General features: G+C 71.7%; 22 protein-coding genes. 10 read left to right on the top strand and 12 right to left on the bottom strand.

All coding sequences use genetic code 11. The annotated features are described in order from the left end of the window. Positions 1–45: 45 nt before the first annotated feature. Positions 46–978, bottom strand: a complete 933-nt coding sequence (locus tag ACWEV3_RS02580) for a LysR family transcriptional regulator (protein WP_452612171.1) — start codon at positions 976–978, stop codon at positions 46–48. An 83-nt stretch (positions 979–1,061) separates the two neighbouring features. Here ACWEV3_RS02580 and ACWEV3_RS02585 point away from each other — a divergent pair, with 83 nt between their 5' ends. Together ACWEV3_RS02585 and ACWEV3_RS02590 are read left to right on the top strand one after the other, a co-directional pair. After that, a complete protein-coding gene (locus ACWEV3_RS02585; protein ID WP_452612172.1) occupies positions 1,062–1,823 on the top strand; it encodes a sulfite exporter TauE/SafE family protein in 762 nt (253 codons plus the stop codon). Between the two features lie 128 nt (positions 1,824–1,951). Then, entirely contained in the window at positions 1,952–2,119 is a 168-nt protein-coding gene (locus tag ACWEV3_RS02590; protein ID WP_177226889.1) for a hypothetical protein, read from the top strand. Positions 2,120–2,263: 144 nt separating this feature from the next. On the opposite strand, the gene ACWEV3_RS02595 is transcribed toward ACWEV3_RS02590, so the two are convergent. Further along, positions 2,264–3,547: a hypothetical protein gene (locus ACWEV3_RS02595; RefSeq protein WP_452612173.1), complete on the bottom strand. Its 1,284-nt coding sequence runs from the start codon at positions 3,545–3,547 to the stop codon at positions 2,264–2,266. 255 nt (positions 3,548–3,802) lie between these two features. Between ACWEV3_RS02595 and ACWEV3_RS02600 the strand changes: the two genes are divergently transcribed. Together ACWEV3_RS02600 and ACWEV3_RS02605 are read left to right on the top strand one after the other, a co-directional pair. Then, positions 3,803–7,564, top strand: a complete 3,762-nt coding sequence (locus ACWEV3_RS02600; RefSeq protein ID WP_452612174.1) for a CHAT domain-containing protein — start codon at positions 3,803–3,805, stop codon at positions 7,562–7,564. 27 nt (positions 7,565–7,591) lie between these two features. After that, on the top strand, positions 7,592–9,196 hold the full coding sequence (locus tag ACWEV3_RS02605) for an Hsp70 family protein (protein WP_452612175.1): 1,605 nt from the start codon (positions 7,592–7,594) through the stop codon (positions 9,194–9,196). Here ACWEV3_RS02605 and ACWEV3_RS02610 read toward each other — a convergent pair. Then, positions 9,193–9,981 carry a serine hydrolase gene (locus tag ACWEV3_RS02610; protein WP_452612176.1) on the bottom strand — a complete coding sequence of 263 codons (789 nt, stop codon included), beginning with the start codon at positions 9,979–9,981 and terminating at the stop codon, positions 9,193–9,195. The two genes, ACWEV3_RS02605 and ACWEV3_RS02610, sit on opposite strands and share 4 nt — an antisense overlap. Positions 9,982–10,049: 68 nt before the next feature. On the opposite strand from ACWEV3_RS02610, the gene ACWEV3_RS02615 reads away from it, so the two are divergent. The 6 genes from ACWEV3_RS02615 to ACWEV3_RS02640 all read left to right on the top strand — a co-directional run bounded on the left by ACWEV3_RS02615 (position 10,050) and on the right by ACWEV3_RS02640 (position 14,673). Beyond that, positions 10,050–10,754: a response regulator gene (locus tag ACWEV3_RS02615; protein WP_452612242.1), complete on the top strand. Its 705-nt coding sequence runs from the start codon at positions 10,050–10,052 to the stop codon at positions 10,752–10,754. Between the two features lie 41 nt (positions 10,755–10,795). Then, a complete protein-coding gene (locus ACWEV3_RS02620) occupies positions 10,796–12,166 on the top strand; it encodes an ATP-binding protein (protein WP_452612243.1) in 1,371 nt (456 codons plus the stop codon). Then, positions 12,163–12,648 carry a GerMN domain-containing protein gene (locus ACWEV3_RS02625; RefSeq protein WP_452612177.1) on the top strand — a complete coding sequence of 162 codons (486 nt, stop codon included), beginning with the start codon at positions 12,163–12,165 and terminating at the stop codon, positions 12,646–12,648. Before ACWEV3_RS02620 ends, ACWEV3_RS02625 begins: the two co-directional genes overlap by 4 nt. A gap of 178 nt (positions 12,649–12,826) precedes the next feature. Then, on the top strand, positions 12,827–13,336 hold the full coding sequence (locus tag ACWEV3_RS02630) for a GNAT family N-acetyltransferase (RefSeq protein WP_452612178.1): 510 nt from the start codon (positions 12,827–12,829) through the stop codon (positions 13,334–13,336). Between the two features lie 39 nt (positions 13,337–13,375). Further along, a complete protein-coding gene (locus ACWEV3_RS02635; RefSeq protein ID WP_452612179.1) occupies positions 13,376–14,011 on the top strand; it encodes a hypothetical protein in 636 nt (211 codons plus the stop codon). A gap of 8 nt (positions 14,012–14,019) precedes the next feature. After that, positions 14,020–14,673 carry an RES family NAD+ phosphorylase gene (locus tag ACWEV3_RS02640; RefSeq protein WP_452612180.1) on the top strand — a complete coding sequence of 218 codons (654 nt, stop codon included), beginning with the start codon at positions 14,020–14,022 and terminating at the stop codon, positions 14,671–14,673. A 108-nt stretch (positions 14,674–14,781) separates the two neighbouring features. On the opposite strand, the gene ACWEV3_RS02645 is transcribed toward ACWEV3_RS02640, so the two are convergent. The 9 genes from ACWEV3_RS02645 to ACWEV3_RS02685 all read right to left on the bottom strand — a co-directional run bounded on the left by ACWEV3_RS02645 (position 14,782) and on the right by ACWEV3_RS02685 (position 25,705). Continuing rightward, positions 14,782–15,894, bottom strand: a complete 1,113-nt coding sequence (locus ACWEV3_RS02645; protein WP_452612181.1) for an oxygenase MpaB family protein — start codon at positions 15,892–15,894, stop codon at positions 14,782–14,784. Positions 15,895–16,038: 144 nt separating this feature from the next. Further along, positions 16,039–16,650: an Rv1733c family protein gene (locus ACWEV3_RS02650; RefSeq protein WP_452612182.1), complete on the bottom strand. Its 612-nt coding sequence runs from the start codon at positions 16,648–16,650 to the stop codon at positions 16,039–16,041. A gap of 290 nt (positions 16,651–16,940) precedes the next feature. Next, positions 16,941–18,095, bottom strand: a complete 1,155-nt coding sequence (locus ACWEV3_RS02655; RefSeq protein WP_452612183.1) for an epoxide hydrolase family protein — start codon at positions 18,093–18,095, stop codon at positions 16,941–16,943. Between the two features lie 171 nt (positions 18,096–18,266). After that, the gene (locus ACWEV3_RS02660; RefSeq protein WP_452612184.1) at positions 18,267–18,887 is read right to left on the bottom strand and encodes a vWA domain-containing protein; all 621 of its coding nucleotides are present in this window, start codon (positions 18,885–18,887) and stop codon (positions 18,267–18,269) included. A 13-nt stretch (positions 18,888–18,900) separates the two neighbouring features. Continuing rightward, positions 18,901–20,403 (bottom strand): Hsp70 family protein, encoded by a 1,503-nt coding sequence (locus tag ACWEV3_RS02665; RefSeq protein ID WP_452612185.1) that lies wholly within the window; start codon positions 20,401–20,403, stop codon positions 18,901–18,903. Then, positions 20,396–20,536, bottom strand: coding sequence for a hypothetical protein (locus ACWEV3_RS02670; protein WP_452612186.1), 141 nt, complete (start codon positions 20,534–20,536; stop codon positions 20,396–20,398). The genes ACWEV3_RS02665 and ACWEV3_RS02670 overlap by 8 nt, the downstream gene beginning before the upstream one ends. Then, positions 20,533–22,116: a TRAFAC clade GTPase domain-containing protein gene (locus tag ACWEV3_RS02675; protein ID WP_452612187.1), complete on the bottom strand. Its 1,584-nt coding sequence runs from the start codon at positions 22,114–22,116 to the stop codon at positions 20,533–20,535. The genes ACWEV3_RS02670 and ACWEV3_RS02675 overlap by 4 nt, the downstream gene beginning before the upstream one ends. Continuing rightward, positions 22,116–24,518 (bottom strand): GTPase-associated protein 1-related protein, encoded by a 2,403-nt coding sequence (locus ACWEV3_RS02680; RefSeq protein ID WP_452612188.1) that lies wholly within the window; start codon positions 24,516–24,518, stop codon positions 22,116–22,118. Before ACWEV3_RS02680 ends, ACWEV3_RS02675 begins: the two co-directional genes overlap by 1 nt. Beyond that, positions 24,515–25,705 carry a zinc ribbon domain-containing protein gene (locus ACWEV3_RS02685; RefSeq protein WP_452612189.1) on the bottom strand — a complete coding sequence of 397 codons (1,191 nt, stop codon included), beginning with the start codon at positions 25,703–25,705 and terminating at the stop codon, positions 24,515–24,517. The genes ACWEV3_RS02680 and ACWEV3_RS02685 overlap by 4 nt, the downstream gene beginning before the upstream one ends. Between the last annotated feature and the right edge of the window lie 41 nt (positions 25,706–25,746).

The following is a 25,746-nucleotide window of genomic DNA, read 5'->3' on the forward strand; positions in this document are numbered from 1 at the left end:
TGCAGTCCCTCGCTCGGCAAAGGCGGGGCGGCGGCCGGCCAGCCGTCATGGGCCGACGGGGTCTGCGCGTGTGCTGCGGGAGGCAGGATCGAAGAAGGCGGCGTGACGCAGGTGTTCGGCGAGCGAGGCGACGGCCGTCGAGGCGGCATGGTCCTTGACGCCCCAGGCCAGCAAATGGTGGCGGCGAGCCCAGGGATCTTGCAGTTCGCACACCTCGAGCGGCTGGTGGGGGTCGATGGCGGGACGCGGTACGACGGCGAGCCCGACTCCGGCGGCGGCGAGGGCGACGAGGACGTTGAGATTGGCGACGGTGGTGCGGTAGCGCACCACCGGGGCGTGTGGCGCGAGGTGCTTCTCGATCCAACGGCGCAGCGAGGAGTCGGCGTTGAGTCCGATCAGAGGGTGTTCGGCGACCTCGCCGTAGGTCAGCGCGGTCCGCTCGGCGAGGATTCCGCCGGCCTGGCCGATCACGACGAGGGAGTCGTCGCCGAGGGGCTCCATGTGCAGACCGCAGTCACGGGCCTCGCCGTCGAGGACCACGCCCAGGTCCGCCTCGCCGTCGGCGAGCATCCGCACGGTCTGCGGGGTGCGGCTCTCGGACACCGTGACGTCGACGTCCGGGTGTGCTCGGAGGAACGAGACCAGGGCCCTCGGCACGAGCCGGTGCATCGCGGAGCCGCCGCCCAGCAGCGTCAGGGGAGCGGCGGGAGACCGGGTATAGCTCGCGACGGCACTTTCGAGTCGCGCGGTCTGCGCGAGCACGTCCCGCGCGTGGCGGGCCAGGGTCGTCCCGGCCGGTGTCGGCCGCACGCCCCGCCGGCCGCGGATCAGCAGTGCCACGCCGGCCTGGCCTTCCAGCGAGCGCACTCTGGCGCTGGCCGAAGGCAGGCTCAGGTGCATCCGGCGAGCACCCGCCGTGATCGACCCCTCGGTCACGACGTGGAGGAAGAGCCGCAGGTCGTCCAGGTCATAGCGCACCGCCTCAGCCTAAGCCCCAGCCTTAGGCAGGCTACGTCGATTGCGCATTGTGGATCCACTGGTCACGGGACGATGCTCGGGCTGTGATCGAGACTTTGCTCGTCCTGCTGACCGGCATCGCCGCAGGAGTGCTGAACGCCATCGGTGGTGGGGGTACGTTCGTCGCGCTGCCCGCTCTCGTCGCGTTCGGCCTGCCACCGGTGACCGCGAACGCGTTGTCGCGGGTCGCCCTCGTGCCCGGGGCCGTGGCCAGCGCGTGGGTCTACCGACGCGAGCTCACCCCGGTCGGTGGAACGTCCACGAAGGCGCTGACGGCGATCAGCATGGTCGGCGGCGGGATCGGTGCCGGCCTGCTGCTGGCACTGCCGGCATCGTCGTTCGACGCCGCGGCGCCCTGGCTGCTCGCCTCCGCCACGCTGATCCTCGCTTTCGGGCGGCGCCTCCCCCAGGCGTTGAGCACCGTGCTGGGCCGCTCGGTCGGCATGAGTCCCCGAGCCGTCCTGATCGGTCAGTTCTTCCTCGCCATGTACGGCGGATACTTCGGCGGTGCCGTAGGCATCACGATGCTCGCGCTGTGGAGCGTCGGGCTCGGACTCGACGCCGCGACCAGCAACCCGATGCGGGTCGTGCAGCTCGCGGCCGTCTTCCTCAGCGCGGCCGTGCTGTTCCTCTTCGCTTCGGACGTGCTGAGCGCTCCGCTCGTCCTCGCGGCCATGCTGGTCGGCGCGGTGGCCGGCGGCTGGGCCGGCGCCCACCTCGCCCGCCGTCTCCCCGCCTCGCTGCTGCGGGGCAGCATCCTGGCCATCGCTGTGGTCATGACCGTCATGTACTTCCTGCACGGCTGATCACGGGCTATCGCGAGCAGAAGCCCGACGGCACCACCTGTTCTCCCTGGCACCGCGCCGACTTTCGCCGGCCCGGTCCCAAGTTCACGGCATACCGGGAAGCACTCCTGATCGTTCGGAGGAAAGAGATGGTCACACCGTCGTCCGGCACACCGTCCGATGTCGCCCGGCTGCAGCGACAGTTCGCCGTGCGCGCTTTGGCCCTCGCGCTCCTGCTCGGCATCACGGGCGAAATGCTGCTGACCATTCTCGCCGCGCTCATCGGTCTCGGACTCCTCGTGCTGTCGGCCGAGTGACCCGCGGGCTACCGACCCGGTCGGACTGCGGCCGCCCGTGCGTCTGAGAGCACCAGTACCTCCACCTCGACCGTGATCCCGGCGCGGAGGTTGGAGTGGATCGGCGGGCCGGCCCGGGGAGGTTCCCGGGCCGGATCTCACCGGTCAGCGGGGCACGCTGTAGAGCACGCGTTTGCCTGGGTGCTCCGTCACCGTCCAGACCTCGTTCTTGCCCGGCCAGTACGACAGGTCCTCGACGCCGATCGCCACCTCGCGGTCCGGACCGTCCACTGTGAGCACTCCGGCACCGGTCTGCTTGTCCGGGAGCGCCGCTTGGAAGTGGCCCGGACCGGTTGTTCCTCCGCCGGTGCTGCTGAGGTACCAGCGGCCGTCCGTCGCCGTTGCTCCCTGCACTCGGGGTTTCGGCAGGCGGAGTGCCGACTTCGCCCGCCAGATGCCGTCGCCGTCCGGGCTCGGCAGGCCCGTCGCTCCGTCGAGGTTCCAGCGCGCCACCCGGCCGTTCAGGTTCGGGTCGCCCTGGTCACCGCAGTACTCGCCGGTCAGCAGCGTGTCCGGGGTGGTGCTGCGGTCCAGCGACACGTACGAGTAGCGCTGGCGGCCGCCCGCCAGGCACTTGTAGTCGGCCGGGTGGTCGACCACGCCCTCCGGGTTCGACCAGCCCGCCACCTGCGGCATCACGTAGCGGTAGCCGAAGCCGTAGTACACGTTGTTCTGTCGGCCCACCTGGTTCTGGTCGGCCGTGTCGCCGTTCGTCGCCGACTTCAGGTCGAAGATCGAGCGCATGTCGAACACCCGGATGCCGCGGGCCGTGTCGACGAGGTAGAGGTAGTTGCCGTACCAGACGATCCCGCCCGCGTGGACGCTGCCGCCGTCGCCCGCCTGCGGCGTGGTGACCGCCTCGTAGGACGGGTTCCCGTTGCTGTTGATGTACGGGTAGACGAGCAGCACGTGCTGGTACTTGCTGGTCGCCGGGTCGAGGAAGGAGACCCGCACGCCCTTCGCCGGGCTGGTGTCCTTGTTGTACCAGCTGACCAGCAGGGCCTGCTTCGTCCCCCACTGCTGGTCTTCCTGCGCGTCCGCGACGGTCGTGACGCCCTGCGGCATCCACACCGTCGTGTCGGTGTCGCCCGCGTTGAAGCAGAACTTGCGCAGCGTCGGTTCCTTCATCGTGTCCAGCGCCGGGGAGGTGCAGGCGCTTCCCGTGCTGCCCTGGCGGTTTGCCTGGTCCAGGATGTTCTGCACGCCGAGCTTCGGCAGTTGGGCGTCCAGCTTGTCGACCCTCGACTGCAGGTCACCGCTGGTGTTGTTGAGCACGAAATCGTTGAGGTTTGGCGCATCCGCCGGGACCGCCGCGGCGGGTGAGGCGGCCAGCGTCGCGGTCACCACGGCCGCCGATAACGCTGCGGCCAACAGGTTTCGTCTGCTCACCGGTGTCTCCTTCTGGTCGAGAGCGGCGAACATCGGGAGGCTACGCGGACAAGCGCTGCGGCAGAACGGAATTCACCTGTTCGACCGCCACCGTTCGGCCACGTGGCGGGTGCCGGGCGGGTGCCGGGCTGGTCCCCATTCCGCAATTTCCATTGAAATCGAACCTTCGATTTCAATGGAAATTGCGGACCGACCTCGGGGTGGGGGCATCGGCGGGGCCTTAGGGTGGGTTCTCGATCGGTTCGGGGAGGTTCGGTGACTGTCGATCCGGCGGAGCTCGACGAGGCCATCGCGCAGCGGTACGCGCAGCTCACCGAGGAACTCGACGACGAAACCGCCTACCAGGTCCTGGTGGAGCTGGCGGACTTGCTGCTGCACCGTGCCGAGAGCGCCGACATCGACGACGTCATCGAGGTCGCCGGGAACCTGCTCGACGCCCTCGCCGACGACTCCCCCGCCCGCGCCGCGCCGCTCTACCAGCTGGGCCTGGCGCACGCGATGCGCGCGGAGCGCGGCGCCCAGGAGGAGTTCCGCGCTGCCGTCGGCTACCTGCGGCAGCTGCGGCCGCTGCTGCCCGACGATTCCGCCGAGATCGTGGCCAGGATCGGCCTGATCACCGCGCAGGCGGCGCTCGTCCTGGAAGCCTTCGAGCACGTCGACGACGCACTGGCCGATCTCGACGCGGCCTTCGCGCAGCTGCCGGACTCGTTGCTGCGGAACCAGATCCGCTTCCGGCGCGGCGCGATGCACCTCATCCGGTACCTGTCGATGGGCGGCGGCGAAGCCGATCACCGGACCGCCACCGAGGACCTCACCGCGACGCTCGACGTGCCGTCCGACGCGCGCACCTCGGACGCCTGCCACATCGGCCTCGCCTTCCTGCTGCTGACCGCGGAGATGCCCGCCGAGCTGCGGCAGGGCCCCATCGCCGCCGATGTCGCCGACCGGATCACGCTGACCGCCCCGGCCGAGGACCTCGCGGAGGTGCGCCGCCACCTGGACGCGATCTCCCCCGACGGAGCCGGCGACGGGTCCGTGACCACCTTGAAGGTCATCGTCAACGCGGTGGGGAACCTCGACGGCTCGACCACCGAGGACTGGACGACCGCGATCGGCGAACTCGACGACGCGAAGAATGCATGGCCCGACGAAGAACCCGGCAAGCGGGAAATCGCCGCGCTGCAAGCGGGTTTGGCCACGAAGCTCGCCGAGGTCAGCGGCAGCGCCGAGGACGCCGACGCCGCGACCGCCCAGATCGCCGCGGCAGCCGCGGCCTTGCCCGCCGACCACCCCATGCGTTCGCTGCTGCTCACCGGGCTGCGCTTCGCCTCCAACCCGCCCGGCAAGGCCGCCCCGGACCTCGACCCGGCCGAGAACGCCGCGGTGATCCGGCGGCTGGAGCAGGCGCTGGAGCAGTTCTCGGACGATGACCCGGACCGGGCGACGGTGCTCACCCAGCTGACGTCGACGCTGTTCAGGTCCGTCGCGACCGACCGCGCGCAGTCGCCGGCGTCCCTTTCCCGGGTCCGGGAGCTGAGCGAACAGGCGATCCGCCGCGGCGGCGCCGACCGGGTCAACGCCGGGATCAACCACTTCCTGCTGGGCGCCGCCGAGAGCTTCCAGGTGGTCAACGACCGCGCCGAGGAGAAGCTCGGGGCCGCCGTGGCGAACATGCGGCGCGCCGACGAGCTGCTGCCCGCCGACCACAAGTTGCGGCCGCTGATGATGCCGTGGCTGAGCTGGCTGCTCACCCAGCGGTTCATGGCCTTCGGCGGCCAGGAGGACCTCGACGCCGCCCGCTACTACGCGGTGGCGGGCGGCGGGAACGACCAGGTCACGCGCTTCGCCGCCGCCGTGAGCCGGCTTTCGCCGAACCGGCTCGACGCCGCCACGCTGGACGGAGTGGCCGCGGAGCTCGAAGCGCTGGCATCGGAGATGTCGCCGGGGGACTTCCTCCAGCCCAGGATCGCGAGCGCGCTGGGAACGGCGCGAATGCTTCGCAACCTCCTCGACGGCGACGAGTTGAGCTTCGCCGGTGCCGACTCCGGCGGGGCGCGCGACGCGATGAACGCCGTCCTCGACGCCGTGGCCCGGGTTCCGGAGCACCACGTCGACCAGCCGAACGAGGCCCTCGGCGCCGCGAACGCGTTGGTCGTGCAGGGCATGGCCACCCGGGATCTCACGCTGCTCAACCGCGGCGTCGGCCTGATGGTCGAGGTCTGCGGGAAGACCGACCTGTTCCCGCGCGAGCGTCGGCACGCGCTGGACATGCTGGGGACCGCGTTGCGGGTCCGCTACGAGTTCACCCGCGATCCGCGCGATCTCAACAACGCCATCGACCGGTTCGAGCAGGTGCTCCGCGAGTTCGAGCTGGAGCCGGGCGCGTTCGAGACCGCGAACCTGTTGAACTCGCTGGCCGACTGCTACGCGACCCGCGGCGATGCGGTGCGCCGCGATCCGCAGCGCGCGGTGCAGAACGGGCTTGAGGCGTTGCGCGAGCGGGCGCGCAACGTGCTGCTGCAATCCAGCGCCCGCCGCGCGTTGGATACCGCGAACACCGCCTCCGGCGAGGCGGTGCAGGTGAGCCGGTGGTGCCTGGCGTCGGGCCGGCCGGAGGCCGCGGTGCAGGCGCTGGAGCTGGGGCGCGGCATGGTGCTGCACGCCGCGACGGTCGACGCGAACATGCCGGCCCTGTTGCGGGAGAACGGCCACGCGGACCTGGCCGAGCGGTGGGAATCCGAGGTGGGGCAACAACAACCGTGGGATGTCGGTGGTGCCGGCACGGCCAGCGTCGCCGATGCCGCGCTGCCCAGCGACCTGCGGTACCGGGTGCTGCGGGCCTTCGACGGCACCGCCGCCGAAGCGCACCTGCTCGCTCCGCCGCCGGTCGCGGAGATCGCCGCCGGGCTGCGCGCCGCGCGCACCCAGGCCCTCGTCTACCTGCTGCCCGGGGCCGCGGTGCTGGTCACCGCCGACGGGCGGGTCGAGCGGGTGGAGTCGCCGCAGCTCACCGAGGACGGCCCGGTCGCCCGGTTCGACCGGCTGCAGCGGGAGCGCGCCCGGGGCGACGACGTCGAGGAGCAGTGGCGCGCGGCGTTGGCGAGCGTGTGCGACTGGGCATGGACCGCGGTGCTGAACCCGGTGCTGGACCTGGTCGCCGCCGGTCCTCGCGAGCGACCGCTGCGAATCGTGCTGGTGCCGACCGGAAAGCTCGGCACCGTGCCGTGGCACGCGGCGCGGCGGTGGGTGCCCGGCGGCAAGGTCCGGCACGTCTGCCAGGACGCCGTCATCTGCTACGCCGCGTCGGCGCGGCAGTTCGTCGAGGCAGGTCGGCGCGAAACCCGTTCCTGGGCAAGCGAACCGGCGCTGGTGCGGACGCCGGACCTGCACTTCAGCCGGCACGAGCTCGGCCACATCCACGAGGCGCACTACGGGCACGGCACCTACCTGGGCAAGCCGCCAGACCCAAGACGCCGTCGGCAACGCCGCGAGGCGCCGAAGCCCGCCGAGGTGCTCGCGCTGCTGCCCACCGCCTCGCTGCTGCACCTGGCCTGCCACGCCACGCCCGCCGAGCTGCCGATCGAGTCCGCGCTGCTGCTCGGTTCCGGAGAAGTGCTGCCGGTGCAGGACATCCTGCGCCAGGCGCGGGACCGGCCGCGGGATGCCGCCGGGGCGCTCGTCGTGCTCGCGGCCTGCGCCAGCGACCTCACCGACCGGCAGCACGACGAGGTGCTGACGCTGTCCACCGCGTTCCTCGCCGCCGGTGCCGCCGGCGTCGTGGGCACGCGCTGGGAGGTCGAGGACCTGCCCACGGCCATGTTCATGATCGTGTTCCACCACTACCTCAACGCCGGCTACGCCGATCCGGCGAGCGCGCTGCGGGCCGCGCAGCTGTGGATGCTCGACCCGCGCCGCCGCCCACTGCCCGGCCTGCCCGAAGAACTCTCGCTCTTCTTCGCCGACATCGACCCCGCCGAGCTCGCGCACTGGGCAGGATTCACCTACCAAGGCCGGTAAAAACCGGCCCTGATCGAGAGGAGTCCCATGGCGTCGGCGACGTTCGGCATCGACCTCGGCACCACGCACTCGTGCATCGCGCACATCGACGAGGCCGCTCGCCCGGTGATCGCCAAGAGCGCGGTCGGCGAGGACACCACGCCCTCGGTGGTGTACTTCGAACGGCCCGGCACGGCGCTGGTGGGCACGGCGGCGAAGAACTCCGCGCTGCTCGCCCCGCACCTGGTGGCGCAGCTGGTCAAGCGCGACATGGGGCGCAAGAACACCGAGTTCATCTACCACGGGAACCGCTACACGCCGGAGAAGATCTCCGCGCTGATCCTGCGCGAACTCGCCCGCGCGGCCGAGGAGAACACCGGGCACACCGTGCGCGACGTGGTCATCACGGTGCCCGCCTACTTCGGCATCGCCGAACGCGACGCGACCCGCAAGGCCGGTGAGATCGCCGGGCTGAACGTGCTCGACGTGCTGGACGAGCCGGTCGCCGCCGCGCTGCACCACCACGCGCTGGACAACGCACCGCAGACCCGGCACGTGCTGGTCTACGACCTCGGCGGCGGCACCTTCGACACCACCGTCATCCGCGTTTCCGGCGACGACATCAAGGTGGTGTGCACCGACGGCGACGGCCGGCTCGGCGGCGCGGACTGGGACGAGCGGATCACCGACCACCTGCTGGCCGCGTTCCGGGACGCGCACCCGAACCTGGACCCGAGCGCGGACGAGCTGGCCATGCAGGAGTTCGCCGACCGCGCCGAAGAGGCCAAGAAGGCGTTGAGCGCCACCATGTCCCGCAACGTCGCGCTGCGGGCCGCGGGTGCCGCGGTGACGGTGCCCGTCACCCGGGAGCAGCTGGAGGAGCTCACCGCCGACCTGCTCGACCGGACGATGACGATCACCGAGCGGATCATCGAAACCGCGCGCGGCAAGGGCGTCGAGCGGTTCGACGAGGTCCTGCTGGCGGGCGGCATGACCCGGATGCCCGCCGTGGCGGCGGAGCTCAAGCGGCGGTTCGGGCTCGACGCGCGGCTCTCCGAACCGGACCTCGCCGTAGCCAAGGGCGCGGCGCTGTTCGCGCTGATCAGGCAGGCCAAGAAGGTCCGGGGCGCGCCGGCCGAACGGCAGCTGGGGATCAGCGCGGCCGACGTCGATGCGATGGCCAGGAAGCGGGTCGCGACGGTGGTGCCGCGGGCGTTCGGCGTCAAGGCGCTGGATCCGCGGGACCCGCTGGCGCTGACGGACCCGATGCGGGCGCGGCAGATGGTGGCGCACCTGCTGCACGCCAACACCGAGCTGCCCGCCGACACCGGCCCGTACCCGTTCCAGACGGCCATCGACAACCAGCGGATGGCCGAGATCGAGGTGTGGGAGCAGGCCGGGCCGACGCCGTCGGACGAGCTGGCCGACAACACCGAGGTGGGGCACGGCATGCTCACCGGCATTCCGGCCCGGCCGGCCGGGTGCCGGATCGAGATCACCTTCCACATGTCCGAAACCGGCGCGTTGACGGTGCACGCGAAGGAGTTGGAGAGCGGCAACGACGTGCGCTTCGAGCTCGAGATCGGCGGCATGGACCAGAAGGCGGTGGCCAAGGCCCGCACCGACATCGCAAGCCACCAGGTGAGCGGTTAGCCCAGCAGCGCGGACAGCTCCTCGACCTCGGCCGTCACGCGGCTTTCCGCCTTCTCCAGCGAATAGCCCTCCGGATGGTGCGTGAGCACCACGACGATGTACCGGTCGCCGCCGCCGACCAGCCCGCTGGTGTGCACGTCCACGCCGCCGCGCCCGGCCGCCCACGCCTGCTTGACCCCCCACTCCTCGCCGGGCAGCGCGCTGGGGATGCCGAAGTGCTGGTCGGTGCCGTCGGCCGCGATGCGCGCGGCATCGCGCAGCGGATCGAGCAGCAGCGCGCGCTTCTCCTCCGGCAGCTCCAGGACGTGCTGGTACACCTTGACCACGTCGTTCGCGGTGATCAGCGTGTCGCCCCAACGGCCCGGTGTGTCCGGGGGTTCGGTGTCCGACAGGCCGAGGTCGGCCGCGACGCGGGTGACGATCTGCGGCCCGCCACCGGAGGACCACAGTTCGCTGGCGATGCCGTCGTCGCTGTGCGAGAGCATCCGGGTCACCCGCGGGCTCGGCCGCTTCGGCGTGACGATCTCGCGCTCGACCAGGTCGAGCCCGATGAGCAGCTTCACCAGCGACGCCGACCGGAACTGCCGGTCCGCGTGGTCGGTGTGCAGCGTTTCCTGCTCGACGCGGTCGAAGACCACCGTGCTGGAGTCGGTATCCCCGGATGCCTGGCCGACGCCGAACGCGATGGCCAGGACCGCCACCGCGACCAGCGCTGCGACGACCGGCCAGTTGTTCCGCCGCCGGGGGCGCTGTGCCCGCAGCGGCCTGGTCTTCGCTTCCAACATGGTTCCAGCGTCGCGACGCGATGTCGGCGTCAGGCCTTGGTCATGTCATGGTTTCGCTACAGAACCACATGGGTGCCGCGGTGGAGATCCATAATCGGCCGGTGCCGAATGTGCTGCTGATAGAGGACGACCCGGCCGTCCGGGAGGGGCTGTGCCTGGGCCTTCGCCGGCACGGACACGTGGTGGAGCCGGCGCCGGACGGGGAAGGTGGCCTGCGGCTGCTGGGCGCCGCGGACATCGTGGTGCTGGACGTGATGCTGCCCGGGATCGACGGTTTCGAGGTGTGCCGCCGGATCCGGGCCGCCGGCAACCTGCCGATCATCATGCTCACCGCCCGCGGCGACGACATCGACGTGGTCAGCGGCCTGGAGGCGGGCGCCGACGACTACGTGGTGAAACCGGTGCAGGCGCGGGTGCTGGACGCGCGGATCAAGGCGGTGCTGCGCCGCAACGGCGGTGGCCCGGGCCAGGATCGGGAACGGCACGGCGATCTCGTGATCGACCGCGCCGCGCTGGTGGTGTCGAAGGCGGGCGAGCCGGTCCCGTTGACGCCGACCGAGCTGCGACTGCTGCTGGAGCTGTCGAAGGTGCCCGGCCACGTGCTCAGCCGCCAGCAGCTGCTGAACCTGGTGTGGGAGCACGAATTCCTGGGCGATTCGCGGCTGGTCGACGCCTGCGTGCAGCGGGTGCGCATGAAGATCGAGGACGTGCCGGGCTCCCCCGTCTACATCCGGACCGTGCGCGGTTTCGGCTACCGGTTCGGCCCCCTGTGATCGGGCGCTTGCTCGGCAGGACGCGGGGAATCCGGCCGCGGATGGTCCTGATCGTCACGTTCGTCGCGCTGCTGGCGACGGTCGCGGCGACCGGGGCGAACTACGTCTCGGCCCGCCGCACCGTGCTCGCCACGACGCAGGACCACTTCATGCAGCAGCTGCGCGACGACGTCGACCGGCTGGCCCCGGGCCTCCGGCTGCCCCTCGACCAGGCCGCCCTCGACGAGCTCCACGGCCGGCTCGGTAGGCACACCGTCGTCGTCTTCGGCGGCCTGACCGCGAAGGACGCCACCTATCCCGCAGCGGAGATCTCGGAAGGCCTGCGCGCGACGGTGCGCACCGGCACGCAGGTCGTGTTCCAGCGGGTCGAGAACCAGAGCACCGTCATGCTCGTCGTCGGCATGCCCGTGTTGACCACCGATGAGCACTTCCAGCGCCACCCGTCCGGGCTGGAGGTGTACGCCTCGTTCCCGCTCTACGACCAGGAGCGGCAGATCCAGGAGTTCGCGACGAACGGCTGGCTGACCGGCGCCGTCGCGGTGCCGCTCGCGGTGATCGTCGCCTGGCTCGCCGCCAGCGCGGTGCTCCGGCCGGTGCGCCGCCTGCGCGATGGCGCCCGCAGCCTCGCCCGCGGCGACCTGACGACGCGGCTGCCCACCCGCGGCTCCGACGAACTCGCCGAGCTGGCGCGGACTTTCAACGACAGCGCGGCCAGCCTGGAGGCTTCAGTCGGCGAGCTCCGGCGGATGGAGGCCGACTCCCGGAGGTTCGTCGCCGACGTGTCGCACGAGCTGCGCACCCCGCTGGCCGCGATGACGGCGGTCAACGAAGTGCTCGACGAGGAAGGCGCGGGGCTTCCCGGCGACGCCGGCACCGCCGCCCGGTTGATCAGCTCGGAGACGAAGAAGCTCGCGCGGCTGGTGGACGACCTGATCGAGATCTCCCGGTTCGATTCCGGCACCGCGCGGCTCGACCGGCAGGGAACCGACCTCGGGGAGCTGATCACCGGGACGCTGCGCACCCGCCAGTGGGGCGACCGGGTGGAGGCGGACCTGCCGCCGGGGATCGTCGCCGAGGTCGATGGCAGGCGGGTGGACGTGATCGTGGCGAACCTGGTGGGCAACGCGCTCCGACACGGCGAGCCGCCTGTGCGGGTGCGCCTGCGCAGCGCCGGCGGGCAGGCCGTCGTCGAGGTCACCGACAACGGCCCGGGGCTGCCGGAAGCCGTGCTGCCGCACGTTTTCGCGCGGTTCTACAAGGCCGACGCGGCGCGCACCCGGTCGGAGGGCAGCGGGCTCGGGCTGTCGATCGCGATGAAGAACGCGGCGTTGCACGGCGGCACCATCGAGGCGGGCAACCAGCCCGGCAGTGGTGCGAAGTTCACGCTGCGGTTGCCGCTGGAGGTCTCGTGAAACGCATCGCCTTGGCGGCCGTGCTGCTGGTGCTCGCCGGTTGCGGCGTGCAGCCGACGGACGTGGTGCTCGCCGGGAAAGGGCCGGACGGCATCGCACGGGGGCCGGTGCTGTACTTCGTGACCGGCGAGCCCGGCCAGGTCAGGCCCACGATCCGGGAGACCGGCCGGCTCGGCACCGTGACGGAGGCGCTCCGCCTGCTCGCCGCCGGGCCCAGCCCTGCCGAAGGCGCGGCCGGATTCCGCACGGAACTGCCGTTCCTAGCGACCGAGCAGGTGTGGGCCGGCGCCCCGGACGGCGGGATCGTGACCGTGCAGATCCCGGTGCCGCCGAGCACGTTGTCCGCTCTCGCATCGACGCAGCTGGTCTGCACGGCCGTCGGGGTCAGCGCGATGGCCGGGGCGAACGCCCAGAAGCTCATGGTGCAGCTCAGAGGTTCGGGCGAGGTCGGGAAACCGGTGCTCTGCCCGGCCAACGGCTAGGCCGCGCCCAAAAACCCGGCGGCAGGGCCCGGTCCGGAACTCGTTCCCCACACCGTTTTCGCGCGAAACCGCCGTTCCCCGTGCGGCCAGATGGCGATTTCGCGCGAAAGCGACGCCCCACTTCGGCGGCGCGGGCCTGCCCCGCCGCATCCGGAACAGCCTCTATAGCCTCGCGGTCATGGCGGATTGGGAGCTTCGGGACTCTTCGGCGACGGACGTCGGGGCGGTGGCCGAGCTGCGGGGCGTCGTGCTCCGAGCGGATCTCCAGCGGCTCGGCCGGTACGACGAGCAGCGCGTACGGCAGCGGCTGCGGGACGGGTTCGAGCCTGCGCACACCTGGGTGATCGAGGTGGGTGGTGCCTTCGCCGGCTGCGTGGCGCTGCGCCCGGCCGAAAACGCCTACTGGCTGGAGCACTTCTACCTGGCCCCGGACCTGCAGGGCAGGGGCATCGGATCTGCCGTGCTGGGCAGCCTGCTGGAGCGGTGCGACCGGGAGGACGCCTTGGTCCGGCTGAACGTGCTGCAGGGCAGCCCGGCCCGGAAACTGTACGAGCGGCACGGGTTTTCGGTCGAGACCGAGGACGCCGTGGACGTCTTCATGGTGCGCGCCCCGGCTTCGCGAGCGCCCGGCGATCGATCGGGCTTGCGCGATCCCGGCCCCGTCTCGTCGGATCTTGGTGTTGACTGAACCGCGGACACCGGACGCGCACCGGAGAGGAGGTCGACGTTGAGTCAGCAGCGGATGTTGGACGTGCTGGCGACCGAGTGGGACGACGTCGCCGACCGGCTCGACCCCGAGACGTTCACCAGGCTGGTGGCACTGGTCGCCGAGCTGCAGGACGCGGCGGATTCGGAGACTTCCGCGCTGATCGCCGAGGACATCGCCTCGCTGCTCGGGGACGTGCTGCCGGTGACGCACCCGGTGCGCCGGGCGCTCGCCGAACCCGTGTCGCGGTTCCGCCGACCGGAGGTGGACTGGCAGCGGCTGAGCACGGACCTGAGCGACCGGCTGGCGGATTCCGCGCCGCGCGCCGACCTGGACCGGCTGCGCGCGGCGGATTCGCTGGACGCGCACCAGGTTTCGGCGGGTGGCGGCGACCCGGCCGACCCGGACCTGATCCGGCTGCCGGGCGCCGACGGCCCCGCCCGGTGGCCCGCGTTCCAGTTCGACGCCGCGGGGGCGCCGCGCGAGCTGGTGCGCACCGTGAACCGGTACCTGCGCGCCGCCGACGACCCGTGGGGAGCGGCGGACTGGTGGCTCGGGATCAACGACTGGTTGGGCGGGGTGCCTGCCGAGCTGATCGGCCGGATCACCGACCAGGCGTTGATCGACGCCGCCCGCGAAGACTCGGCGGAGGTGTGACCATGCCGATGGCCACCCCACCCCTGGAGTTCGAGGCCGCCCCGACCCGGTACGTGCTGCCCGCCGACACCACGCTGTTCCGGCTGCACGACCGCAGGCGGCACGCGGCCGAGTTCAAGCCCGCCCAGGCCGGCAACGCGCCGGGCGGCCGGTTCGACGGCACACCGTCGGACCCGTTCCCCAGCTACTACGCCGGATTGCAGGTGACGACGGCGCTGGCGGAGGTGCTGCTGCGCAACCTGGGCTTCGGCGGCAACGGGCAGCGGCTGATCCGCCGGACGCAGATCGCCGAGCGGCGGCTCAGCGCCGTCCGCACCGCCCGCGAGCTGACCCTGGTCAGCCTGCTGACCGGACCCGATCTGGCCGCGGTCGCGCAGGATTCCTGGCTGGTCGACACCGAGGGCAAGGACGCCTACGAGCGGACCCGCGACTGGGCGGCGTGGATCCGGGCGCAGGCGGAGTGGGCGGACGGGCTGATCTGGCCGTCCAAACGGGACACCGGGAATCCGGCCCTGGTGCTGTTCGGCGACCGCTGCGGAGCGGACGGCCTGGACGGCGACGAGCCGGAACTGCAGATCGACCTGGACACCCCGATCGGCGAGGCCTGGCTGGCCAAGATGCTCGCCCCCTACCGCGCAGTGGTAGCCCCCAAGCCGAACTGACACCCGGCAACCACACCTGCGGGGCGCCGCCGAGGGGAACGAGCGAACGGCCTGTTCACCTCGTCCATCGAGGCGAACAGGCCGTTCGCGAAGTGGGTCTTCGGCAGGTCAGGAAGGTTCCGTCAGGCCTGTGGGGACCTGCCATTCGTAGCGGCGGCCCTTGTTCGTCATGCGCAGCCCTTCCTTGAGCGCCACCCGACCGAACTCGCTGGCGAGCTTTCCGGCCAATGGCACCTTGTCGCCGGTCTTGCCGTAGCCGAAGCTCAGGCCGGACTGCAGCTGGATCCCCAGGGACGTCCAGTCCGCGGGCGGCACCGCGAGGATGTCGGCGGTCCGGTCACCGGCCAGGTGGCGCATCAGGCTCGGCCCCACACCGGCGAAGGCCGGGCCCGGGAGCACTTCGCGGATGAAGTCCAGCAGGGCCTTGGTCATCTCCCTCCCGGCTTCGGAAGGGGCCTGCTGCCGTTCGAGGATCCGGTCCTTGAGCGCCACGGCCGAGTCGAAGTCGGACGGGTTGAGCCGCTCGTCGACGCCCAGGACGTGGCCGATGACGCGCCAGATGTGGAAGAAGTCGTCCCGGTCCCGGGCGGGCAGTTCCACGCCCAGCCGCTGCAGGCCGAGCGGGATCACGACGGCGAAGCTCAGCAACGTCCCGGCGAGGTCTTCCTGGTTGATCGGGATGCCGCCGTTGTCGTCCCAATCGCCGAGGCTGGAGACGTGGTAGCGCATGGTCGCGTGCAGCAGGCGGATCTTCTGCGCGGATCGCACGCCCCGGCCGTCGGCGCCGAGCCCGCCTTCGTCGAGCACGTCGACCACGAACTGCGAGGTCTCCACCAGTCGCCGGTAGACCTGCCCGGTGAGCCGCTGGGACCGGTGCAGGACCTGCACGCCGTTGGCGCAGGCGTAGCAGAGCGGGAGCGATCCGCACAGCAGGGTCGAGAGCACGTGCGGCTCGTAGCGGCCCAGCAGATCGTTGCCGCGCTCCATCCGGGCCGGATCCGCCCAGTCCGGCAGCACCGAGGACCGGTCGAGGTAGTCGCGCAGCTTCGGCGGCAGGCCGTCGGGCATCGCCTGCCCGTTCCGGCCGAACCCGAGCAGCGCCTGCCTGACCGGTTCCTCCTGCCCCGCCGCGTAAACCTCGGCGATGGCCTCGTCGGCTCCCGGGTCACCGGCACCGCGCATCCGGTCCAGCAGGTCATCGGTCCAACGGACATCCGGCATCTCGAACTCCCGTCACGTGCCGCCCGGCCCGACCCGCTGCCGGGCCGTTGCTCACACGCGGGTCCTACCGGCAACCCGAGGAGGGCGCGCCCCACAACACCTGATCCAGCGACCGGAAGCCACCGGAGGTGGGGACGCGGGAGTTCAGCGCTGGGACCAGGTTCCGCCGTGTTGGAGGAACGCCCATTCGCGTTCCCAGGCCCGCATGCACATGCGGCGGGCCAGGTGCTGGGTTCCCGTGATCAGGGCGATGCAGGCCAGCTCGACCACCAGCAGCATCAGCAGTGCCGCGAAGATCGCCGACGCCGTGATCGCTCCTCCGCTGGCCGGGGCCGGTACCCGGTTGCCCTCCTGGTCGACCCACACGGTCACGGTGTCGCCCGGCGTGCTGTCGGCCGGGACCTGCACCGTCGCGCTCTGCGTCCGGGCCAGCCCGGCGCGCCACTCGACGACCGCGGTCGAGTTCAGGGCGTCCTGGCTGTAGGCCTCGGAAACCGGGACGCTGAGCGCGGGGCGGGTGGTCAGCACCGCGTCCACCGGCCGCGTGGTCTCCGCCGCCGTCGCCGCACGCTGCGTGAGGTCGGCGTGCAGGGACGCGCCGAACAGGCCCGATGCGGGGATCGCGATCAGGGCGACCATGAGCAGCAGCACCGAGATGCCCGCCGCGAGCCGATCGATGGGCCTTCGCAACGGGTTCCGGTTCACCCCCAGTGCGTTGACCAACCACGCTGCGTGCGCTTTCAGCGCCGCGACCATCGCCGACCTCCAGACATCCGGTGCACCAAAGAGCCGCGAACGACCGTCGTCTTGTTTCGCCTCGATGGTTGTGCGCAGCATCCGCCAATACGAGTATCCTCCCCACCTGCCCCATCGTTATCACAACGTGACCAGACATACACCAACGGTGTAGCAGATCACGTTATTCACAATCTGCTGTCCCACCGACCGGAACGAGCGAGTCGGACCTTTGGTGCGCGGGAATTCAATTCCGGCAATTCGAACGATGGCCGGCAGGTCCCGCGACCGGCGACCGCGGGACCACCGGCTCAGCCCTGCGTCCTCAGTGGACGGAAGAAGGCGCGCAACTCCTCCGCCACCTGCGCCGGTTCCTCGTGCGGCATGAAGTGCCCGCCGCGCCCCGGCCTGCTCCAGTGGCGCAGGTCGCGGTAGATGCGCTCCGCGAGGCTCTTCGGGAAGTCCGCGAAGACCGGCTCCTGGCTCAGCGTCACCGCCCCGGGCACCTCGATCGGCGGGACCGGCGCGTTGCGGTGGTAGTCGTAGTACTGCCGGAACGACGTGCCGATGGTGCCGGTTGCCCAGTACAGGGTCGCGACGGTCAGCAGCGCGTCCTTGTCCCAGCGCCGCTCCAGGTCACCGCCGCAGTCGCTCCAGTCGCGGTACTTGTCGGCGATCCACGCGACGAGACCGGCCGGCGAGTCCACCAGCGCCGCCGCGACCGTGTCCGGCCGGGTCAGCATGATCTCGCTGTACCCGCCGTCCGACTCGTCGTAGGCGGCCACCGCGTCGAGGTAGGCCTGCTCCTCGGGCGTCGGCGGCCGTTCGCCGAAGTCGGTGGCGATCACCGCGGTGGTCACGTGGACCCCCGCCACCTCGCCCGGGTAGAGCGCGCCGAGCCACTGGGTGACTCCGCCGCCGATGTCGCCGCCGAAGGCGCCGAACCGCCGGTAACCCAGGGTGCCGGTCATCAGCTCGTGCCAGATCTCGGCGACGCCGCGGCGGGTGAACGGCCCCGCCGGCAGCTCGGAGAACAGGAAACCCGGCAGCGAGGGGATGATCACGTCGAAGGCGTCGGCCGGATCGCCGCCGTGCGCGGCGGGATCGGTCAGCGGCCCGGCGACCCGCAGCATCTCCACGAAGCTGCTGGGCCAGCCGTGGGTCAGGACCAGCGGCAGCGGCGCGGGCGCGCCTTCGGCCCGCTTGCCGCGCAGGCGCACGAAGTGCACCTGCCAGCCCGCGACCTCGGCGAGGTAGTGCGGGTAGGCGTTGAGCGCCGATTCGGCGGCGCGCCAGTCGAACCCGTCCGCCCAGTAGGCGACGAGCTCGCGGAGGTAGTCGGGATCCGTCCCGCCGGCCCACCTGGCGCTGTCGGACGCGGTCGTGAAGCGGGTGCGCGACAAGCGGATGCGCAGATCGTCGAGGACGTCGTCGGGAACGGAGATGCGAAAGGGCTGAACAGTCATTTCTTCCTTCATCCAGTGCACGTTTCGTGGAACGAGCTCTCCTGGATGCCGGTCAGACCGCCGCCGCAGCCAGGAGCGCCCGGATGGAACGGGTCGTCGTCATCGGGCTCACCTCCTCGCTTCGTCGCGGCTGACATGACCTTACCGCAACGATCGCCTCGCACGAGCGGCTCACCGGCCGCGACGAGCCGACAGGCCGGTGGCCATCGAGGCGATGCCCGCCGCGACGCCCGCGGCGTCGTCGATCTGCTGGTCGGCATCCGGAACCCCGGGGCAGGCCAGGTCCGCGAGCGAATCCGCGGCGTCCGATCCGAGGCCGCGGACGACGATGCGGATGCCCATCGCGCAGGCCTTCCGCGCCAGCTCGCGGGCCTTCGCGTGGTCCCCGAGCGCCCCGTCGCTGAAGATGCAGAGCACGCGGTCGCCCGGATACTTCGGCAGCACCTCGATGCCGAGCCGCAGCGCGGACGAAAGCACGGTACCGCCCCACGCCTTCGCCTTCCGGAGCGCGGAAATCACGTCGTCCAGCCGGGCTTCCGGCGGCACGTACTGCTGCACGACATCGGACCAGAGCACCAGCCCGCTCTTGTAGTGCGCGCCGTCGGCTTCGGCGAGGAACCGCTCGCCGCCGGCGATGGCCTGCTCCAGCCGTTGCCCCCGCATCGACGCGCTCACGTCGATGCACAGCAGGACGTGCCCGCCGTACCGCTCCTGCAGCCTGGGCAGGTACTCGCCCGGCGGTGCCTGCGTCAACCCGATCCCGCCGAATTCCCGGCGAATCCACGAACTCATCGCTCCCCCGAACTCAGCACCGCACGGTCAGCCCGGCGATGGTCTCGGCCAGCCGCTCGGTCGCCGCGCCGTCCACGACACCGTCCACATAGGCCTCCAGCTCCAGCGCCGCGCCGCTGAGCGGCTCCCGAGCGGTCACCGCGAGCAGGCCGTCCGCGCTGACGCGCAACGTCAGCTCGATCACCGATCCGGCGGGCAGCGGCGGCAGCCCGGCGAACTCGCCGTCCAGCACCCGGCGGTTGTGCTCGACCTCCGCCGAAGGCACGTCGCCTGCCTGCTCGAACACCTGGATGCGGACTGAACGCTGCCGGTTCACGATGGTGGCGAACCGGGCCGTCGCGGTGGCGGGCAGCGGATCGTTGCGCTGCACGAGGTGTTCGACGAAGCTCCGCAGGCCTTCGTCGTGGCTGTCCTCGACCAGCACGCCGAAGCTGCGCGGCACCACCGCCGCCGACGTGCCGTCCTGCGCCGTGGCGAGCCGGTGCGCGCGCACCGCGGCCCCCGACACGACGGCCAGGTCGGGATCGACGATCTTCGGCGCCCGGCCGAGATGTGCTTGCAGCGCGGCACGAATCATCGGTGCCTTCGTGGCGCCGCCGACCAGCAGCACCTCGTCGATCCTCGACACGCCCTTCGCCGCCGCATCGGCGAGCACCCGGTCGACGATCCGCAGGGTGCGCTCCACCAGGTCCGCGCCGAGGTCCTCCAGCGTCGCCCGGTCGATCTCGAAGCTCCCCGAGTCGTCGCCGCAGCGCAGCTTCACCCGGCGGCTGGTAACCGTGCTGAGCTGGCGTTTGAGGTGCTCGGTGACGCCCTGGAGCTGTTGCCGGAACTCCTCGTCGTCCGGATCCGAGTCCGGGAACTCGCGGGCGAACGCCGCCGCCAGGTGCTCGGCGATGCGCTCGTTCCAGTCGGCACCGCCGAGCCTGCTGTCGCCGTCGGTGGCCACCACGTGCACTCCGTCGTCGGCAACCCGCAGCACGGTCGTGTCGAACGTGCCGCCGCCGAGGTCGTAGACGAGCGCGGCGCCGGGCTCCGCCTGGGCGGAGTAGTGCAGCGCGGCCGCGACCGGTTCGCCCAGCACCTCCAGCACCTCGATACCGGCCAGCCGCGCCGCCTGCAAGGTGGCTTCGCGTTCCCGGATCCCGAAGTACGCCGGAACCGTGATCACCGCGCGTACCGTCCCATGTGGACCGAAGCGGGCGACGGCGTCGTCGACGAGGCTGCGCAGGATCAGCGCCGACACCGATTCCGGCGTGTGCCGCGCGCCGTGGAACAGCAGCTCGAACTCGGTGCCCATCCGGCGCTTGATCAGCTCGACGGTGTTCTCCGGGTCGAGGCTCTCCCGCGCCGCCGCCCCGACCACGGCCGTGTCGGCGGACGCGAAGTGCACCACCGACGGCGTGGTGAGCTCGCCGAGCCGGTTGCGCACCACCTCGACCTCGCCGTCCACGATGGACGCGACGGCGGAGTAGGTGGTGCCCAGGTCGATGCCGAGCACCAACTCGTCAGGCACCGCCGAACACCACTGTCGTGATGTCGGCGCAGCTGACCGCCGAGCCGAGGATCGTGAGCAGCATCGCGATCGCGAAGACCGCGATCAGCAGCCAGCGGTACACCCGGTAATTCGCCGGGGGTCGGATGGTCATACCGCCTCCGTGGTCGGCTTCTCGTCGCGGCCGAGGGCGAAGCCGCCACGGCCCATCAGCCAGCGGAACGGCGCCGCCGGGGTGAGCCGGTGTCCCGGCCGGATCCCGGTCACCGAGGACACCACGAAGTAGCGCACCTCGGCGAAGTCCCGCTCCGCGGCCAGCACCAGGTTGTCCAGGCCCGCGGTGTTCAGCCACTCCCGCACCGCCCCGGCGCACAGGTCCGCGGCCCACGGCAGGTCGGCCAGCAGGTCCGCCTTGACCACCGTGACCGCCAGGGCCCGGCGCTCGGTCTGCACCCCGTAGTCGCGCAGCCGCCGGGCCGTCACCTGGTAGACCTGCTCGGGGTCGCCGCTGGCCGGATGTGCTTGCGCCAGGCGGGATTCCAGCGCGCCGCCGAGCTGGTCGCGCACCCAGCCGATGGCGAACGGGTCGACCACCAGCACCAGTCCCCCGGCGTGGTCGAGGAACTCCAGCTCGCTGTTGTCGTCCCGGTCGACGTAGAACTCGCCGGCCGCGTCGAAGAGGTGCACCAGCGCCTGGTCTCGGGCCTTCGCCGAACCGCTGCGGGTGAACCGCACCGTGATCGCCGCGGGCAGCTGCCCGGCCGGCGTCTTCGCGGTGTCGCCGCCGGTGGTGATCAGCTGCTCGCCGTGCTCGAAGGCCTGCTTGCTGGCGCCGTCGACGAAGTCGAGCACGACGCCTTCGGCGGCGGCCCGGTCCCGCAGGGTGACCAGGCCCGCGTGCACGAGCCGCGTCTTGCCCGCCGACACCGGGCCGAAGACCGGCATACGGATGTCGGTGATCGCGCCCGAACCGCCCCGCAGCGGCCGGTCGCAGCGCTGGCACAGCGCCTCCAGCCGCTTGGACGCCCGCAGCACGGTCGTCGGCAGCTTCACACCGCACCCGCAGGTGCGCGACGCCGCGCCCAGCGCGCCGGGCCGGATGTCGTGGTGCACCACCTGGCAGCCGTCGCAGCGGTAGGCGGGCACGGCCATCACGTGGTAGCAGACCGGGCAGCTGCCGCTGGCCTTCCGCAGCCGCCGCACGACGAGGTCGTAGCCGCGCAGCAGCCCGACGAGCGCACCCCGGCCGAGCCATCCGATGCCGAGCACGACAGCCCCGACCACCAGCACTTCCGCCGCGCCGAGCAGCGCGCCCAGCGTGACGCCCGACCAGATCAGGGCGGTCAGGCCGATGCTCACGTATCGGAGCTTGCTGCCGGTGCCGTAGTTGAGGCCCCACTGCCAGCCGCGCACGATGAAGGCGAGACCATTGTGCCAGGCCGCGACCAGGTCGCGGCGCCACTGCGCGGCGAGATAGCCCGGCCAGGCCCAATCGTGCGGGAACGGCCCCTTGGGCTTGCGCAGCCCGGCGGTGCCGTTGACCACGTCGTTCGGCGTCACCAGCTGCGGCTGCACGGCGCCGCGACCCGCCAGCACCAGGCACGCCGAGACGAACGCCCACGAGCTGCCGAACAGCACGAAGAACGGGAACAGCCAGGCCACGATCCCGATGACCACCGTGGCCAGCCACAAGCCCAGGCACAGCACCAGGAGGGCCCCGATCACGTAGGGCATTACTTCTCCCGTCTGCCGAACAACCGGCGCGCGAACTCGCGGGGGCGGGCCGGTTTGGGCTTCTGCTGCGAGAACTCCTTCAGCCACGCGTGCCAGCCCGCGGCGTACTCGGCCGCCACGCCGCGCAGCACCTTGCTGATCCGCCGGTAGTCGGTCGGCTTGTGCTGGCCCGCCCAGCGCTCCAGGGCCTTGTCGAACGCCGTCCGCACCTGCTCCGAGGCGGCGTCCTCCCAGCCGGTCAAGAACGCGAGCACGACCGCGTGGTCGCGCCGCGACTGCGCGGCCTGCTCGTCGTTCCACACCGCGGGCAGCGCGTGCACCAGCATCTGCTGGAGCTGGTCGCCGCCCCGCACGGTCAGGTCGAGCGCGGCCGGCAGGTCCATGTCGAGCAGCACCGCGATGATCTGGTCCGCGCGGGCGGTGAACACCGACTCCGAGATGTCCTTCAGCGTCGCGGCATCGGCTTCGGCGCCCTTGCGGGCGAAATTGCTCAGCCAGGACCGCAGCCGGCCGTCGTCCTCCCACAGCTTGCGCAGGTCGTCCCGGTCGCCGAGGTGATGTCCCAGCATCCGCAGGACGTCCAGGTAGCGACCGGACACCTTGGACTTCTCCAGCACCGTGAACGCCCGCTGCGCCAGGGAATCCGAGACGGCCGTCGACGGCAGCGCGGTGAGGAAGTCCTTGAGCTCGGCCATGGTGGGCGCGGAGTTCCGGTACAGCGCCTCCCACACCGCTTCGCCGGTGCCCGGCCGGTCCGGCGCGCGCAGCTGCTCGCGGAACCGGGCGGTGGTCTCCTGCCGCACCGAGCCACCGGAGGCCACCGCGGCGGCGGCGACCGCCGCGTCCAGCGGCATGAACGGATCGCTGATCGTCGGCGCCAGCAGCCGCCACCAGCGGGCGTCGATCGCCTCGGCGACCTCGGCCGCGCCGGGGCCCGCCAGGCGGCGGGCCAGCACGTCGCGCAGCAGGTCGGTCATCTCCGGACCGCACGTCCAGCGCGCCGGGTCGACGCCGGCGTGCGGGTGCTCCGCCCACCACTCGACGAACCGCCCGGCCGCCTCGGCGAACCGGCCCACCCTGGGCCGCACGCCGAACCTGGTCGCGGTCCGCAGCAGCAGGTCCATCCGCTCCGGGGCGACGGCGCCGGCGGCCGCCTCGACCAGGATGCAGGCCTCCTCCACCTCGTCCGGGCTCCACGGCCGCGGCGACAGCGGAGCCCGGGAATCGGCCGGGGTGCCGCGCACGATCTCGTCGATCTCGCCGCGCAGCAACGCGATCCGCACCCGACCGGCCTGCGCCGCGTTCGCCTCGGCCAGCTTCGCCAGCACCGGCAGCGCGGGCGACGAGGCCAGCACCGCGTCCAGCACCGGTTCGACGACGTCCGATGTGGACACCGGCGGCGGGGACACCAGCCAGTCAGCCAGCGCCATCGCGGAATCCTGCCCGGACACGGCCTCTTCGAGCATCAGCACGCCGGCGGCCAGCCGGTCCGCCGCGCCCGGCCGCCGGTCGTCGCGGTTGCGGGCGAACTGGTGCGACAGCTCGATGGCGTCGACCACGTCGTAGGGGTCGGCGCCGAGGAAGCGCGGCACCCAGTGGCGGGCGGCGGCGGTCGGCTCGTCCTTCCGGCGTTCCCCGGTGACCAGGTTGAACACCACGTAGTCGGAGTTGCGGTCCGGATCGGCCAGCGACCCGGCCCAGTCCGGGTGCACCGCCAGCACCTCGTGGCGGCTGTACTGCGGGTTGGTGGCGAACACCCGGAAACCCACCCGCAGCGCCCGTTCCTGGGGCAGCAGGAGCGTTCCGGCCGCGATCCAGCGCACCGCGGTCTCGGCGTCCTCGCTGACGAACACCACCCGCGACGCGTTCTCGCCGTGCAGCCGGTCCATCGCGGAATGCACTGCGAGCAGCCAGGATTCGCCGTCCTGCCGGCTCAGCACCCAGTCCCGCAACGCCTCGACACCCAGCGGCCCCGCCTCGGGTTCGGCCGACACCGCCACGCATTCGGTGCTCTCCGCGGGCTGCTCGACCCACCACGGCGCGGCCCACAGCTGCGCGGGCCGGATCGGCCCGTACAGCTGCGGATCGGTGGTGGCCAGCGCGTGGGTGAACTGGTTGCCCTCCCGGACCCCGCCGGTCTCGGCGCCCAGGTAGATCCCGCGGGCCGTCGCGTAGACGCCGTCGTGCACGTGCACCAGCGACGGCGGGTACTGCGAGACCTCGCGCTTCTCGCGCATCCAGCCCACCGGGGCCTCGTAGAGCGCTGAGCGCTGCACCGCGGTCATCATCTCGTCCGTGGTGCCCGGCGAGACGGCCTGGAACTGGAATCCCGCGCCACCTCGCAGGCCCTGGCCCGGCCGGCAGTCGGTGTAGTACAGCGACTGGAACTCGCGCCCGCTCATCCTCGGCTCCGTTCGATGATCCGGAAGTGGCTGAGCAGCCACAGCAGTGGTTCGTCCACGCGGAACGGCCGCACCCCGGCCGGGTCGATCTGCTTGCGGCCATAGTCCGGTTCCGCGCCGAGCGAGGAAACCGCGAAATAGCGGAACGTCTGGTAATGCGCGCGCAGGTGCCCGTCGATGTCGTCGGCACCGAGGTCGGCCAGCAGTGCCCGCAGGTGCTCGTCGGTGTCCTGGCCGCCCGCCTCGTCGTACTGCGGGCCGGTGGCCGGCGGGCGGAGCAGCGGGTGGTTCGCGCCGAGCATCCCGAAGAACGCATCGATCTTGGAGAACACCACGGCGATGGGGGTCTCGACCTTCTTGCGGTCGCTGAGCCCGACGCTGGTGCGCAGCATCTCGGTGACCCGGGTGAGCACGTTGATCGGCGGCTCGGTCCCCTGGCGGCTGGCGTCCGGCACCGCGATCCGGTCCGCCGCGCCCGGCAGCTGGAACGGGTCGAGCAGCACGATCAGCCCGTCCGCGGCGGTCAGGTACGCCTGGCTGTTGACGAACTCCTGGGTCGTCATGTCCTCGCCGGCGGCGTCGTAGAACGACAGCGTCGTGGTGTTGTGCACCTCGCGGCCGAACTGGACGCGCGGCTGCCGCCACTGCATGACCAGCGGGACGCGGATGCCGTCCGCCGAGCCGGCGGTCGACTCGAACAGCGACCGGTCGTCGAACAGCGCGTGCTCGTAGTCCGCCAGCCACTGCGCGGTGCCGACCCCGGCCTGCTCGCCGGCGAAGGAGATGTCGGCGCCGAAGCGGCGGCGGATGTTGTTCCGCAGCTCGTGCACCAGCACCGTGGTGTAGACGGTCTTCCCGGCGTCCTTGCCGCCCACCACCCCGATCAGCGGGCTGCGGCCCTCGGCGAAGTTGGCGGGCAGCGGCGTGTGGCACACCGGGCAGGCGCGGATGCCGCTGACCGTGCCGCAGTCCGGGCACGGCGCCTTGCGCGGCGTGCGCCCGAACCGCGACGTCGGGGGCGCGAAGGTCGGCCAGGACGCGGGTGCGTAGCCGGTGAGCCGCTGCCGCTCGGCGTCGACGGCCTTGCGGCACTTCTCGCGGCCGGGCGCGGGCCGGCCGGTGCACTGGAACCGCAGGTTGCCCGCGGGGAACCGGTGGTAGCAGTAGGGACAAGCGACCTTGGCCATCAGCAGCCTTCCGCGTTCCGCCGCAATTTCAATGGAAATCG

This window comes from Saccharopolyspora sp. NPDC003752 (assembly GCF_053605825.1).

Bases quoted from the DNA above. Each gene is read 5' to 3' on its own strand.
- ACWEV3_RS02630 (WP_452612178.1), top strand. From the start codon at position 12,827: ATGGCGGATTGGGAGCTTCGGGACTCTTCGGCGACGGACGTCGGGGCG.
- ACWEV3_RS02605 (WP_452612175.1), top strand. From the start codon at position 7,592: ATGGCGTCGGCGACGTTCGGCATCGACCTCGGCACCACGCACTCGTGC.
- ACWEV3_RS02590 (WP_177226889.1), top strand. From the start codon at position 1,952: ATGGTCACACCGTCGTCCGGCACACCGTCCGATGTCGCCCGGCTGCAG.
- ACWEV3_RS02680 (WP_452612188.1), bottom strand. From the start codon at position 24,518: ATGAGCGGGCGCGAGTTCCAGTCGCTGTACTACACCGACTGCCGGCCG.
- ACWEV3_RS02640 (WP_452612180.1), top strand. From the start codon at position 14,020: ATGGCCACCCCACCCCTGGAGTTCGAGGCCGCCCCGACCCGGTACGTG.
- ACWEV3_RS02620 (WP_452612243.1), top strand. From the start codon at position 10,796: ATGGTCCTGATCGTCACGTTCGTCGCGCTGCTGGCGACGGTCGCGGCG.
- ACWEV3_RS02615 (WP_452612242.1), top strand. From the start codon at position 10,050: ATGGGTGCCGCGGTGGAGATCCATAATCGGCCGGTGCCGAATGTGCTG.
- ACWEV3_RS02670 (WP_452612186.1), bottom strand. From the start codon at position 20,536: ATGACCATCCGACCCCCGGCGAATTACCGGGTGTACCGCTGGCTGCTG.
- ACWEV3_RS02660 (WP_452612184.1), bottom strand. From the start codon at position 18,887: ATGAGTTCGTGGATTCGCCGGGAATTCGGCGGGATCGGGTTGACGCAG.
- ACWEV3_RS02685 (WP_452612189.1), bottom strand. From the start codon at position 25,705: ATGGCCAAGGTCGCTTGTCCCTACTGCTACCACCGGTTCCCCGCGGGC.
- ACWEV3_RS02610 (WP_452612176.1), bottom strand. From the start codon at position 9,981: ATGTTGGAAGCGAAGACCAGGCCGCTGCGGGCACAGCGCCCCCGGCGG.
- ACWEV3_RS02650 (WP_452612182.1), bottom strand. From the start codon at position 16,650: ATGGTCGCGGCGCTGAAAGCGCACGCAGCGTGGTTGGTCAACGCACTG.
- ACWEV3_RS02645 (WP_452612181.1), bottom strand. From the start codon at position 15,894: ATGCCGGATGTCCGTTGGACCGATGACCTGCTGGACCGGATGCGCGGT.
- ACWEV3_RS02675 (WP_452612187.1), bottom strand. From the start codon at position 22,116: ATGCCCTACGTGATCGGGGCCCTCCTGGTGCTGTGCCTGGGCTTGTGG.
- ACWEV3_RS02655 (WP_452612183.1), bottom strand. From the start codon at position 18,095: ATGACTGTTCAGCCCTTTCGCATCTCCGTTCCCGACGACGTCCTCGAC.